This window comes from Cyanobacteria bacterium GSL.Bin1 (assembly GCA_009909085.1).
GTDB lineage: Bacteria > Cyanobacteriota > Cyanobacteriia > Cyanobacteriales > Rubidibacteraceae > Halothece.
The window spans coordinates 1-13,679 of sequence record JAAANX010000203.1; the positions used below are offsets into that span (position 1 = coordinate 1).

Sequence of the window (13,679 nt, forward strand, 5' to 3'; positions counted from 1 at the left end):
CGAATGGCTTATGTGTAGCCTAAGAAAATGTGAGTCTCAACCGCATCGAGCGGTATCGACTCACCCGCTTTCCTCCCCCACCTGTTCCGAGGTGGGGGAGTCCCACGGATCTTTTGTTGAATAGTAACCGGATGAGGAAAGTCTTGCAAAGCCGTAACTAACCAGTTGCGGAGGGTTTTGGGTAGTGTTGCGTGTCCCATAGCACCTCTTAATCAATATTTGATTGACTCTACTGAATCCATTTGATTTAATCTTAACAAAAGGTCTTCAGTCATTCGATAACGTTTCTGGAACAATCAACAACTTCCTTGGGTGGCAGCGCGATGTGGCTCCGCCACCGTCTATCAGGACATCGCCCGATAAAATCACTCATCCTTTTAGGCAATAACCGAAGCGCGATCGCGCACTCATGATACTTCTATTTCCTAATTGCTAGACTTCTCTGATTCCTCATTAACCGGCTCTAATTGAACTAAAAATTGACTTAAATCAGATTCAAGTTTTGGGAAAACAGTCAAGGCTTTATCAAGGTTACTTTTCAGTTGTTCATACTCAATCGTCGCTCCATAAGCATGGCGAAAAAAATGACGAAACCCCCGTAAGGCATTCAAAAGATTATATGTTTCTGCACTGAGAACAGCTGGACGCACTTGCAGGGGAAGAGCATCTCAATCAGTCTTGACAAAAGCATTTGAGAATCTGCATCATATAATCATTATTCATGGCAGCTCGTTTGACTTTTTGGCGTAAACTACGTTTCAAAGTGGTCTCTTGATGGAGAGCATTCAGGGCTAGGCGTCGGAGCAAGGCAAAATTACGGGGACTGTGCAAAGAACGAATCCGAGATTGGTCTTCATGCCAAGTCACATCTAAACTCCAATGAAGTTGATTCTCAATGCCCCAGTGTTGCCGAATTACACGACCATTGAGCTGTGCATCGGGAGGCAAAGAACTTAAATAGAACTGAAGTTGGTAGGTTGTCTGATTCCAAAGATGGCGAACTCGTTCAACAACAATGATACTTTAAAGCCCAGACCACTGTTGCTGTTGGTAAAGACCGCCAAAAGCCGAAACCGGAATGGCCCAGACCCGTCGCTTCTCACGACGATGATGTCCCGTTTCAAGGCGTTGGTCATAGCTGAGGTCAATCCCTTCAAAATCCTTAGCTCTGGCTTGATGGAACCAGTTCTTGACTTGAGCCAACAGAGTAGGATGATTTCCTTTCAGGGCTAAAACATAATCCGCTTTTCTTTCTTGAATTTGGGCAACAATGGCATGTTGAGTTCCCATGGCATCAATGGTGCCGTAAGGATTCAGGTACAAGATTGAGGAGCAAGAGAAGGACGAGAAAAATATCCTACAGTAGCTTGTAAAGCTTCTTGAAAAAAAGTAATCACCGAACGTCCTTGTAAGCGACAAGATTGAATCACACTCAATAAGTTGGCTGTCTGAGCAAACCGATGAAGAGAACGAGACCCACCACAAACTTTCCGCTTCGTCACAGCGGTTCTTAGACAGCGTTCAGCCAAATTGAGGAGCGACCCTGCGGAGGTTTCCTCCGCAAAGGAACGCGCGACGATATTGTCGGGAGGGATCTGAGGATGCTTCAGGAAATACCACCATTGCTTTGCCTGATCTCGCAACGAACGCAGTAGTTTTCCGGCTTCATAACCCGCTTTTTTTAGCCAGGTCGTAATTTCGGTGGTCACTCGGTCTTGAAAGCCTTTTGCCCAATCTCGGTAAGTGGTCTCGTTTCGGGTCTGTCGCTACACCCGATGTTTTCAAAAAGCCTCATCAATCAAATTCAGGAAGACTTGAGCAATTTCTTGGTTATTTAATCCCTTGGTTTTCTCCAGTCTCTGAAAATGACGACGCAGATGAGCCAAACCTTTCTGCTGCCCGGCTACCGGATAGCCATTGTAAGCACTGAAGTCATCACTAATTAAAACACCCTCATAGGACGAACCCAGAAGCGATACAAGTTCTCTGCGTCCTCTGGTATCTCCGGCATGAAAGAGGCAGAACTTTTCCGAGTCCCCGTCTTCTGCTAAGACCCATAGCCATTCTTTGACTCCTTTAACTGGCCAGGGAGTTTCATCACTATGAAGAGGAGGATGCTCAGTATTAATCCACTCTTTTAAATCTTCGACACTGGGAGTGATGGCATTCTGCACTCGTTCATTGGTGGCGACTAAAGTTCCAGTGCTAATTTCGATTTCTCCCAATTCCCACAGGAGTTCTTGCTGTTTCTCATAGGAGAGATGGGCATAGTTTCCCAGCCACGCGAGTAATCCTTGCAGTCTTATCCCTAAGTCTTGACCCCGAATCATTTCTGGCGACCAGTCCGCCACTCCGATGCCACCACACTTGGCACATTGGCAGTGGTGACGTTGATATTCCACCACTTCTATGGGGCGAGCCACTAGTTGCGCTACTTGCTGGGTCTCTATTTGTGCCGCTTTCCCAATCCATTCTTGACTTCCACAGTTAGGACAGCTTTCTGGCTTCAAGATTTCATAGCGGTCTACTCGACCAAATCCTTTGCGGGTCTTGCCTTGATGTCCGGATTGTCCCCCTGGTTTCCTTTTTCGCTTTTTCTTTTCTTCTGGTGTTGCTTTTGATTTCTCGCTTTTTTTCAATAAGTCCGTCGAAGGAGGTTTTGATGAGGTTTGACTGTCTAGGTTGAGACTCGCTTTGAGTTTGTCAATTTGTTGGGACAGTTGCTCAAGTTGAGCTTGTTGAGCCAGAATAATTTCTACCAGTTTCTCATTCGACAACTGGCGCAGGTCTTCAGCTTGAAAAGGTGGGGAGATTTGGCTCATGACTGATTACTTTACTCTTTTTTCCTCGTTTGTCAACCCCTTCACCTGAATCCTTACAACAAGCCTTCTTGCTCTTTCCGAAAAGTAGTCAAACAATAAGGAGATGGCTCGGAGAGATTATTGCTTATTTTGACCAAAGAACCAGTCAGGGAATTGTGGAAGGAATTAATAATAAGATTAAGTTGATCAAAAGAAGAGCCTACGGATTTAGAAACTTTACTAACTTTCAGCTTAGGTGCCTCCTTAACTGGTACTTTACTGGTTGATTTAGCACACTCAGTTCCGAAGAACCAAACTTATTTACCTCTGTGATTCGTGAATATATTTTTCAGAATCTTCGTCAATCGGAAGTCACTTATGCATAATTGGCTTAAATTGTCAATGCGTAACTTCTAATATGATTCGCTTAGTCAAAGTATTTCAAGTCGGAAGAGACCGGTTTCGTCTTCGAGTTGCTAGATATAAGTCAATTATTTTAACGCTGTGTGGTTTGGTGAGATTGCGCTTAGGTCAACAAAATCTAGTCAGTTTAGGATGGCGCGATGGCTTCGCCGGTTCCCGAAGGGAACATCGCGCTCAGCAAAATCATTTAAATTTCAGCCAATTTTTTGAGCAACTTTTGGGTTTAGATTCCCCAAAACCTGATGACCTCGTTTTTGAAGCGAAAATTATTCCGAAAATAATTTGCGATGTAACTTAGTTACAGTAGGAGTTTCAGATTTTTGGAGATGTCTAATGATTGAGTTGGAATTTTCTGTGTTGTCTCGGCAATGCTTGAATCGGCGTATTTTCTTTGTTGAAGAACTTCACCAAGAAATTACCGATTGGGAAGAGACTCGCAACCGTCAACAAGCCACTGTGGATTGGCAATTTTGGGCGCGTTGAGGCTCGGGTGAAATGGAGCATCTTTATCCGACTCCTAGCTTGTCATAATTCCCTTGGTAGAGTACTAGTTAACAGAGTTATTGATTCTCCTAGTGTTCCACTAACTTAGTGCGATTTTGTAACTCTAAATAGACCAATAAGGCATTGATATCTGCGGGATTTACTCCTCCCACACGAGAGGCTTGACCAATGGTTAATGGTTTGACTTTTGTTAGTTTTTCCCTTGCTTCCATAGATAATGTGTCAATATTCATATAATCTAAGTCATCCGGTAAGGGGCGATTGGTTTGTTTGGTTACTTGATCAATTTGATTTTGTTGCCGTTGAATGTATCCTGAGTATTTAATATCAATCTCTGCCCCTTCTCTTTCAACCCGATGCAGTTGGGAATTCCCTAAGCCATATTGTTCAAGATTGGCATAATGAAAACCGGGACGACGCAATAATTCCGCTAGGGTTGCCGAACTTTTAATTTTTTGCCCGGTATCGCTTGCAATTTGCTGTCCGATTGCTTCGTGTCCTTTCACGCGAGTGCTGTGGAGACGTTCTTTTTCTGCAGTAATATTGGCTTGTTTTTGTTGATACAGTTCCCAGCGACGGTCATCAATTAAACCGATTTCTCGTCCTAACGGCGTTAACCGTTGGTCAGCATTATCGGAGCGTAAAATGAGACGATATTCTGAGCGACTGGTGAGCATTCGATAGGGTTCTCTTAAATCTTTTGTACACAAATCGTCGATTAATGTTCCCAGATAGCTACCTTCGCGAGGGAATACCACCATTTCTTTGCCACAGACAAAGCGCACCGCATTAATTCCGGCAACAATGCCTTGGGCTGCTGCTTCTTCATAACCGGTTGTCCCATTAATTTGCCCAGCGCAGAATAACCCTTCGATTTTTTTCGTCATCAACGTGGGATAACATTGTGTCGCTGGTAGATAGTCATATTCCACCGCATAAGCCGGACGCAACATTTTACAGTTTTCTAAACCCGGAAGCGTGTGCAACATCCCCAGTTGCAAGTTTTCTGGTAAGCCAGTAGAGAAGCCTTGAATATATAGTTCAGGAATATCTCGTCCTTCCGGTTCAATAAAGATTTGATGACTTTCTTTATCCGCAAAGCGAACAATTTTATCTTCAATACTGGGACAATACCGCGGCCCTTTAGCATCGACCCAACCCCCATAAACTGGAGACAGATGTAAGTTATCCCGAATAATTTGATGGGTTTCGGCAGTTGTCCGTGTGAGATAGCAACACATTTGTTCTTGTTCCACCCAAGCTTCGGGATCAAAGCTAAACCAGCGCACATCTTCATCTCCGGGCTGGGCTTCTAATTGACTATAATCTACCGACCGTTTATCCACTCGCGCTGGCGTTCCAGTTTTGAGGCGTCCGGTTTCAAAGCCGAGTTGATTTAAAGTATCGGTTAAACCAACTGCAGCAAATTCTCCTGCACGTCCGGCCGACATTGATTTATTCCCAACCCAGATACAACCGCCAAGGAAAGTTCCAGTCGTCAAAATAACGGTTTTACACTTAAATGCTGTGCCAAAGTAAGTTTCGACACCGATCACTTCTTGGTTTTTCCCCAATACCAAGTCAGTGACCATCCCTTCACGTAGGGTTAAATTCTCTTGATTTTCTACAATCTGGCGCATGACCCGCGAGTATTCTCGTTTATCGGTTTGCGCCCGTAATGCCCACACAGCTGGTCCTCGTGAAGCGTTGAGAACCCGTTTTTGCAGATACGTGCGATCCGCCATTTTTCCGATTTCACCGCCTAAGGCATCCACTTCATGGGCGAGTTGTGACTTTGCCGGTGCGCCCACGGCTGGATTGCAAGGTTGCCAAGCAATCCGGTCTAAGTTGAGGGTTAACATCAGAGTGCGACAGCCTAAACGGGCTGCAGCGAGGGCAGCTTCACAGCCAGAATGCCCAGCACCAACAACGACGACATCAAATTCATCTTGGAATTGTACGAGAGAATCGATCATAACCACTCAAAATGACAAATAGGAAAAAACTAGTAAGGGTTTGGGTTTTGGAGCTTTTTTACTCTACCTTTATATCTTAACAACCCATTTAATTAGGGCTTGCTGAAAAAGTGCGCGATCCATGTAAACCATCAGTAGGTAAACCATCGATCAATACCCAGTTAAATCTAACTCTGGAAAAAACACGGCTCTTCACTTGACTAATTTCTATAATTAAACGAATTATCATAGATTTTAATCGAGAAAAAGCTTGTTTTTTCCAAAACAGACAAAAAAGAAGATAATACCTCCTTCTTAATAAAGTATTTAAATTCATTACTAAAAAAGTTAGGGCAATCCCTGTTTCGGAAGTATTCGGGAGTTTAGTCATGATTAAATTGAGACCAAATCTTCTTTTTCCTTGACCAAACTTGCCCTCAATGCCATTTCTAATTCTTTCATCAATTTGTGCTTGTTTCTTTTGTGCTAAACGAATTACTCTTTTCGGTCGCCCGAGAGGAAGACCACTAATTCTGATTCCTTTTTCTTTACACCAAGCCCGATTTTCTCTCGTTCGATAAATTTGATCTACATAGACAGATTCTGGGTAATATCCGGTGTGGGATTTAAAGGCTTTAACTTGTGTTTTCAAATCTTGGGATTCATTGAAATTGTCCCAGCTGATGCGGTCTAAAAAGACAAAACCATCGTAAGAACTCGCCGAAATTTTTGCCCCAAACTCGGTTCCTTGTCTGGCTTTTCCTCTAATGATCGGACGAAGATGGGGCCCTAGTTAAACTAACGATTCTGTCATCAATTCTTTTCGCCTTGTTTTCAAACATCCATAATTGTTGACGGTAAAGTTCTTGCACTACCAGTAAGAGTTTATAATCTGATTTTTTGAGAAGACTAAGAGAAGCTCCTAATTCGATTAATTCATCAATATAGCCCAGATTTCTTTTGAGATATCCCAACTGTTTTTTGATGGCTCGAATCCGTTTCTTCTTTGATACTTTTTTAGATTTAGCAACCCCTAAATAATCTTTTCTGGCTTGTTTTCTGTAAGTTCTTGGCTTGGATTTGGATTGTAACTTGCTTTTTTGAGTCTTATAGAGCTGATCAATTACTTTTTCTGTGTGTTGTCTTGCTGAATTTAATAATCCTAAATCGGTCGGATATTTAATATCTGCTTTTACCCCAATTCTGCGCTTTCAAGTTGCCTTTCAAGGGAGTCAAACCTTGATCACTCCTGATTGCTGGATTTATCCAGCAAGCCCTACTTACTGTTGGTAACACCTTTTACTAAGTTTCTCTCTTTTTGACTGGTTTTTGATCTTTTTGGCTTCTCTTTTTACTTTTCTTCAACCTTCCAAGTCGTGTGGATCATTGCCTAAAGTTTTGTCCAAGATTGGGTGGAGAAATTGATGAGGTTAAATTGGAATAAGTTGCCTTTTTATCAAAGGGGGCTAAGAGCCATGGAACTCATACAACAAGGGCTTTAGCCTCCTTATCACCCCGTGAGCGCTGTCATCCTTTGCTAAGGCCAGGGTATTTCCAGTTGCTTACAATTGCAGAATTTCAATACCGTTGATCAAAGGATTTTCTACACCATGCAGAAAATCAATATTGAGGGCACCGTCAGTTACATTGACCGTGTTAGTAATCATGGTCCCAACTTCATCACCAAACTGACCAGATAAGTCAAGATTATCCAAGTTGCTGGGAATGCTTCCTTCAAGCTCCACATCAAAGATTCGCTCACCCGGTTGATCAGTCCCACTGAAGCCATTTCCCATAAATAATCGCACTTCGTAGGAACCAGCAGTTGGCACGTCAAATTCCCAGCTCATTTCCGGTGCTGCAGCACTATCCCAACGCTCAGTATCGAAGATAGCCCCAGGCGTGGTGTCAGCAACGGTAGGTCCCGGTTCGACAGCCGAGAAGGAAGCCGTCCTATTGCTGCCAGCTTCAGCAAGGAACGGACTATTATTAGTGGTTGTGTCTGCTGTCCAGGCAATTCCACCATCAATTGCTGCAATTTCTGGACCTCCGGCATTCACTCGGTAGAGAAGGGTTTCGTTGGTTGATTCATTTACCCCATCAATCGTCACATTGACCGTTGCCGTGTCTGTCCCGCCGTTGCCATCGCTGAGGGTATAGGTAAAACTATCCGTATCAGTTTCTCCATCGTTGAGGGCTTCAAATTGACCGTTGGGGTCGTAGCTGAAGCTATTGTCTGGGTTGAGGGTGACTTCACCGATGGTGCTGCTGGTCTCGAAGCTCTCGATCGTGAGAACATCGCTGTCGGCGTCGCTATCGTTGGCTAAAACGGTGATGGTTAAGGGCGTGTCTTCATCGGTGCTGACACTATCATCAACGGCAATCGGTGAAGTATTACCAGTTGCTTCCAATTGCAGAATTTCAATACCGTTGATCAAAGGATTTTCTACACCATGTAAAAACTCAATATTGAGGGCACCGTCAGTTACATTGACCGTGTTAGTAATCATGGCCCCAACTTCATCACCAAACTGACCAGATAAGTCAAGATCATCCAAGTTGCTGGGAATGCTTCCTTCAAGCTCCACATCGAAGATTCGCTCACCCGGTTGATCAGTCCCACTGAAGCCATTCCCCATAAATAATCGTACTTCGTAGGAACCGTCTTCTGGTACAGCAAATTCCCAGCTCATCTCTGGTGCTGTAGGCTTATCCCAACGCTCAGTATCAAAGATGGCACCTGGTGTTGTATCAGCTACAGTCGCCCCTGGCTCTACGGCTGAGAAGGAGGCAGTATTATTGCTGCCGGCTTCAGCCAGGAAGGAGCTATTATTGGCAGATGTGTCTGCTGTCCAAGCTAGGCCACCATCGATGGCCGTAATTTCTGGACCCCCGGCATTGACACGATAGAGAACGGCTTCATTAGTAGGATCATCGTCTTCAATAGTAACGGAGGTAGAGTCGGTGGTGCCAATTTGAGCATTCGAGCTAACTTCAGTGATTTCAACCGTGAAAGCTTCATTCCCTTCTGAAAGTGTATCCTGAAGCGCCTCAATGAAGAAGGTGGCATCGGAGGAGCTCCCCGCAATTGAAACGGTATCGGTATAAACACCTGTTTGCTCGTCAAAACTAGTAGTTGTTGAGTCGTAGGCGTAGTCGTCCTGAGGAGTAGCTGTACCGGGAACAATTTGAAAGGTGACTTCAACTGTTTCGTCACTGGGCACAGTAACATCACTGAGCAACGAAACTTGAACTGAGTTGCCTTCGGTAACGGTGTAGGGTCCTCCCACAATGGATACTGTGGGAGTTGCCGGATCGTTATCGCTGATGTTGACTGTTGCCTCTGTTGTGGCTCCCAGCTGTAGATTGGCATCACCAGTCACCTCAGTTAAAGTAACAACGACTGTCTCGTCCTCTTCGATTTCGGAGTCATCAAGTACTGTTACATCAATATCAGCAGAAAGCTGACCTTCAGTAATAGTAACTGTTCCAGAGAGCGTCTCATAGTCAGTTCCTGCTGTTGCCGTGCCGCCAACTGTGTAGTCAATGATAGTTTCAGTAGCTGCTGCTGTATTCAAGCTAACTTGAAACTGACCATCGCTACTGGGCTCAGATGCATCTAGCGCTGCCGTGATGCTGACTTCGTTGGGTTGCTCGTCGTCGTCGCTGATAATGACTGTTGCTTTGTTAGGAGAGCCAATGACGACATCGCCGGTTGCTTCGGTGAGAGTAACTTCGACACTTTCGTCTGATTCAGTTTCAGAGTCATCGAGTACTTCGACATCAATCACTGCAGATGACTGGCCATCAGGAATGGAAATCGTTCCGGAGAGTATATCATAGTCAGTTCCTGGTTCTGCTGTTCCGGCAACGGTATAGTTGATGTCGGTCGTGGTGGTAACGGCTTCGGTCAAATTAACTGTGAATTGGCCGTTGGTATCCGGTTCAGCAGCAGTGGCGGTTGTAGCCGTAATAGTAGCAACATTATTATCGAAGCCAGGCGTAACGGTGACAGTGGCGTCATCATCTTCATTGGTAGAGCTATTGTTGGGCGTGGAATCGGGGTCTAGTTGATCGGAATTAGAAATTTCAGCGGAGTTGATATAGGCATCTGAGTCGAGGTTTGTGCTGGCGGTCAGAATCTCGATCCCTTTAATAGCTGGATTTTGAATATTATGAATCAATTCCAAATTTAGTGTTCCGTCATCAATTTTAAAAGTATCGGAGAGCACAAAACCGGTGTTAAATCCCGCGATCGCGTACGGATCGATGTCGTCAAAGGTAGCAGGAACAACTCCCTCTACTGCAACATCAAATACCCGCTCGTCAGCGCTAGTAATACCGTCGAAGATTTCTGCAAAGTAGAGGCGGACTTCAACTTCACTACCCGGATCAACAGCAAACGCCCACTGCATTTCGTCGCCATCATTTGGTGAGCCACTATCCCAGCGCTCTTGCTGGAAGATCGCTTCCGGGGTTCCTAAGGGAACACTGGGGTTAAACGCGATCGCGGAATCTGTCGCAAACGTGGAGTTACTGCCAGCATTGCTAAGAAAGGGACTATTATCTGAGGCAAGGTCTTGTGACCAGTCAAGATTGTCATCTGTTGCTTCAATTAAGGGTCCCCCTGCATTGACACGGTACAGCACGGAAGATTCAAACGCTTCCACAACTTGGGTTGTAATTTCCAAGGTGGCACTGCCGCCATTCGGCACTGAACCAATGTCCCAAATTCCGCCGTCGGGATCATAAGTCCCATTACCTGTATCACTGACATAATTAAAGCCTTCTGGCAAAGAATCGATGACTGAAACACTTGTTGCCTCATCAGGTCCGGTATTATCGACGGTCAACGTAAAGGTAACTGGGTCGCCAATATTAGGGGAATTATTATCCACTGTTTTCGCTAGTTCCAAGTCAGCCTCTTGTCCGGTCGCTGTCACTTCAATCCCACCAAAGACAGCTTGGAAGGTATCTGCCGGATCCTGACTGCGATTTGTTGAGAAAAGACCTAGCGCCAAACCACTCGCCTGGTTCTGAACCTGATAATTGCCTTGAATGGCATCCAGAACAGTGGTTCCTGTTAGGTCAATTGGACCTCCAGTAACAGTATTAGTGCCATCACTGGTGCTGGTTGTATCATACGTAATCGTCGGGATGGCCTCGTTAGCATTGAGATCAATGTCTAATGCAAACGAAATGTTCGGGGTTTGGTCAGCAGGGACAGTAAACAAATCATCAGCTTGAATAAAAGACTCAGCTATGACCACATCATCGTCTTCTAACAAAATTTGGATTTCACCTTGGTTATCTTGACTCGTTGCAAGTTTGAGATAGTTACTTTGATCGCCGGTTCCCAAGTAACTGCCAATTTGTTGGAACGGTCCTGTAAAGCTAGTACTAGGATTAATGATATCCCACTGAACGGTCAACGTATCGACAAAGGGACTAATGGTTAAACCGGTGTGGAAAAGATACTCGCCGTTATTGAAAGTTTCAAGCGCATCGCCATTGGAAACATTTTCCACTACGGTTGTCCCACCACCGGCGGCGGTAATAAACTTAACATTATCCAGTTTAATATCTTGATCTTCTAGACTAGAAGGCTCTTGGAAAAATGCCTCAAAATCAGTTTCCCCGTCGATCATCACCCCGGTTAGGCCGCCACCATAGCCATCAGGTCCGGGTAAATTATTATCTTGGTTGGCATCAAAGTCCCATAGCAATTCCTCACCAGGGTTGATCACGACCGATCCACCATTGGTTCCATCGCGAATAAAGGGATCTTCAACGTTGAGAAGGCCATCATCATCAAAGTCATCGTCATCGGGGGTTGGACCAGTCGGGGCAAAGACTTTGATAAAATCACCGCCAATTTCCGCTACCCAGATGGTCCCGTTAGGTCCTTCAATGACATCTAAGGGCTGCGTAAAGCCGCCAACTAGGGGAAACACTCCGTCTGAATCAATCGTCTCATCATCTGTAGTTCCCAATTCCCCATCATCCCCGGGATCAATTAGGGGAACTAGTTCTGTACCGGCATCATTAAGATTCAGAAGAGTCAAATTACCGTTAGTTAATTGAGCCACCAGCAATGATCCGGCCAGTGCACCATCAAAAACAGTACTGGTATATTCAGTTAGACCATTACTTGAAGAACCCAGAGTAACAATGGCATTAGACTCGCTAGAACCAAACGGGACCCGAATCCCGCTCTCAAGCAGTCGTGCTGCATCGTCAGTAAATTTACTCGGATCAATAATAAAGCCCCCTGGGATATTGACACCTGTTGGTACCTGTGCAGACAAGTCATCGACAGAGTTAACTGACAAATCAGGATCAGGTTCTGCGTTGTCATTGAACGCCGTCCAGGCAAGATCTTGATTTGAGCGAGCCGGGGCGGGGTGACCATAATTCACACCATCTTCGATTAAAAATAGCGGTTCTGGATCCCCAGTTCCACCATCATTAGGAGTGTTGGTAGGTGGTAAACCGCTCTCGTCGGTGGGAACGCCATTTACATCTAATGGGTTGCCGCCAAGGTTCCCATTAGAACCATTATCGACCGTTAAGAGCTGACCGTTTTCTCTGAGAACAAGATCATAATTATTCCGGAAGCCATCGGCATAAATCCTAAACGGTGCATCGGCCGGTAAAATGGCCATATTCAAACCATCATTCCCGCCAAAGGGACCATTTTCATCTAAGCCGTTAGCATCTTCTCCGACACCATCTGTTACATTCTCGATATTTGGGTCGTCTAAAGTGGGGATATCGTAAATATAATCCCTGGCAACTGCGTTCACGCCGCCCGATCCATCGGGAATTTTACCGCCATCATCATCACTTAAGACGAGCCGACTATCTAAATCGGCCAGATCAATTTCTAAAACCGTTCCTGAGAGAGCATATTCCCCGGTATAGGTAAAAAACTGAGAGGGAGCCCCATTATTCGTATTGCCCCCCACGGCCAGGTAGAGCTTTGTCTCATCTTCACTGAGCACCATACCGTTGACAGAGTGGTTTTCTTCTGAACGGGGCAACCCCCGAATCAAATCAACTGCTTCCCAGTTGCTGCCGTTCCAGCTCGCTTTGGTCAATACTCCCGAGTTCGTATCGAGGTTGGAGTCATTATCCTTTGCAATTCGCGGGTCGCTCGAAGAAATGTACAGAACAGGATTTTGGGCAGTCCCAGTTACGACAATTCCTGTGACCTGACGATTGGTGAGCAAAGGATTATTGATCCCATTGTCGTTGTGGTTCATGATGGACTTGACAACCCCGCCGCCATTAGGAAGCAAAAGCTCCTCATGAGCAGTGGCAATGTATTGTCCATTCCCATCAACTGCTACTTCAAAGGCATTAATTGATCCGTTTTGTTCGGAAACATAGAGTCGCCCATCAGGACCAAACTGAATGGAGGTGGGGTTAGTGATAACATTAGGTCCACCGCTAATCCCTTTGAAGGCTCCAATTTCACTAAATCCGATAACAGCCATAATTACTTACAATCCTACCTTAATTTACTTAAATGAAATTTCAAAATTGATCAGAAAAAAATTAGAAATTAAATATTTGCACTTAAACTCCGGTAAGCAGGTATATACAAGCAGGTATGTACAATAAATTACTTATAGCAATCACAAATTATATGTAAATTTTGCATAGGCGCTTAATTAATACGTAAAAGTATTTACGCAAATATTATGCTTAAGACATAAGACTATCAAAAATCTTAATAGCGTGTCAAGAACAGTTTTGGAGAGAATGCACTTGAACCACTCAGTGCTAAAGCAGTTTTCGTTAACCAAAAGATATCTTGGCGTTGCTGAATTAGAGTCTGATGTTAAAGATGCGCGATGCCCGAAGGGGGGTAGCTTTGCCACATCACGAACCGTAAGGATTCAGGTGTGGCAAAACTGGGGAATGAGAGAAGGACAAGGCTCACCGGTGAGAGGACTTTGCAAAGCCTGTTGGAAAAAAGTAATCACCGAAC

At 44.8% G+C, this 13,679-nt stretch carries 5 protein-coding genes and 5 pseudogenes; 3 read left to right on the top strand and 7 right to left on the bottom strand.

Annotated features, from left to right (window positions below; genetic code table 11):
- Nucleotides 1–8: 8 nt before the first annotated feature.
- The 4 genes and pseudogenes from GVY04_23280 to GVY04_23295 all read right to left on the bottom strand — a co-directional run bounded on the left by GVY04_23280 (nt 9) and on the right by GVY04_23295 (nt 2,822).
- The gene (locus GVY04_23280) at nt 9–200 is read right to left on the bottom strand and encodes a hypothetical protein (GenBank protein ID NBD18950.1); all 192 of its coding nucleotides are present in this window, start codon (nt 198–200) and stop codon (nt 9–11) included.
- A 225-nt stretch (nt 201–425) separates the two neighbouring features.
- Nucleotides 426–650, bottom strand: a pseudogene (locus GVY04_23285) (hypothetical protein).
- Nucleotides 651–672: 22 nt separating this feature from the next.
- Nucleotides 673–1,302 (bottom strand): annotated as a pseudogene (locus GVY04_23290) (ISAs1 family transposase).
- An 11-nt stretch (nt 1,303–1,313) separates the two neighbouring features.
- A pseudogene (locus tag GVY04_23295) lies at nt 1,314–2,822 on the bottom strand (IS66 family transposase).
- A gap of 74 nt (nt 2,823–2,896) precedes the next feature.
- Here GVY04_23295 and GVY04_23300 point away from each other — a divergent pair.
- From GVY04_23300 to GVY04_23310, 3 genes and pseudogenes are all read left to right on the top strand, one after another.
- Nucleotides 2,897–3,088 (top strand): annotated as a pseudogene (locus GVY04_23300) (ISL3 family transposase).
- 77 nt (nt 3,089–3,165) lie between these two features.
- Nucleotides 3,166–3,348 (top strand): annotated as a pseudogene (locus GVY04_23305) (hypothetical protein).
- A gap of 209 nt (nt 3,349–3,557) precedes the next feature.
- Nucleotides 3,558–3,707 carry a hypothetical protein gene (locus tag GVY04_23310; GenBank protein ID NBD18951.1) on the top strand — a complete coding sequence of 50 codons (150 nt, stop codon included), beginning with the start codon at nt 3,558–3,560 and terminating at the stop codon, nt 3,705–3,707.
- A gap of 89 nt (nt 3,708–3,796) precedes the next feature.
- Here the strand turns inward: GVY04_23310 and mnmG are convergent, their stop codons facing one another.
- The 3 genes from mnmG to GVY04_23325 form a co-directional block, all read right to left on the bottom strand.
- Complete coding sequence (gene mnmG, locus GVY04_23315; protein NBD18952.1) at nt 3,797–5,704, bottom strand: tRNA uridine-5-carboxymethylaminomethyl(34) synthesis enzyme MnmG; 1,908 nt, start codon at nt 5,702–5,704, stop codon at nt 3,797–3,799.
- A gap of 88 nt (nt 5,705–5,792) precedes the next feature.
- Entirely contained in the window at nt 5,793–6,335 is a 543-nt protein-coding gene (locus tag GVY04_23320) for a transposase (protein NBD18953.1), read from the bottom strand.
- Between the two features lie 910 nt (nt 6,336–7,245).
- Nucleotides 7,246–13,182 carry a DUF11 domain-containing protein gene (locus tag GVY04_23325; GenBank protein ID NBD18954.1) on the bottom strand — a complete coding sequence of 1,979 codons (5,937 nt, stop codon included), beginning with the start codon at nt 13,180–13,182 and terminating at the stop codon, nt 7,246–7,248.
- Between the last annotated feature and the right edge of the window lie 497 nt (nt 13,183–13,679).

Bases quoted from the DNA above. Each gene is read 5' to 3' on its own strand.
- GVY04_23310 (NBD18951.1), top strand. From the start codon at position 3,558: ATGATTGAGTTGGAATTTTCTGTGTTGTCTCGGCAATGCTTGAATCGG.
- GVY04_23325 (NBD18954.1), bottom strand. From the start codon at position 13,182: ATGGCTGTTATCGGATTTAGTGAAATTGGAGCCTTCAAAGGGATTAGC.
- GVY04_23280 (NBD18950.1), bottom strand. From the start codon at position 200: ATGGGACACGCAACACTACCCAAAACCCTCCGCAACTGGTTAGTTACG.
- mnmG (NBD18952.1), bottom strand. From the start codon at position 5,704: ATGATCGATTCTCTCGTACAATTCCAAGATGAATTTGATGTCGTCGTT.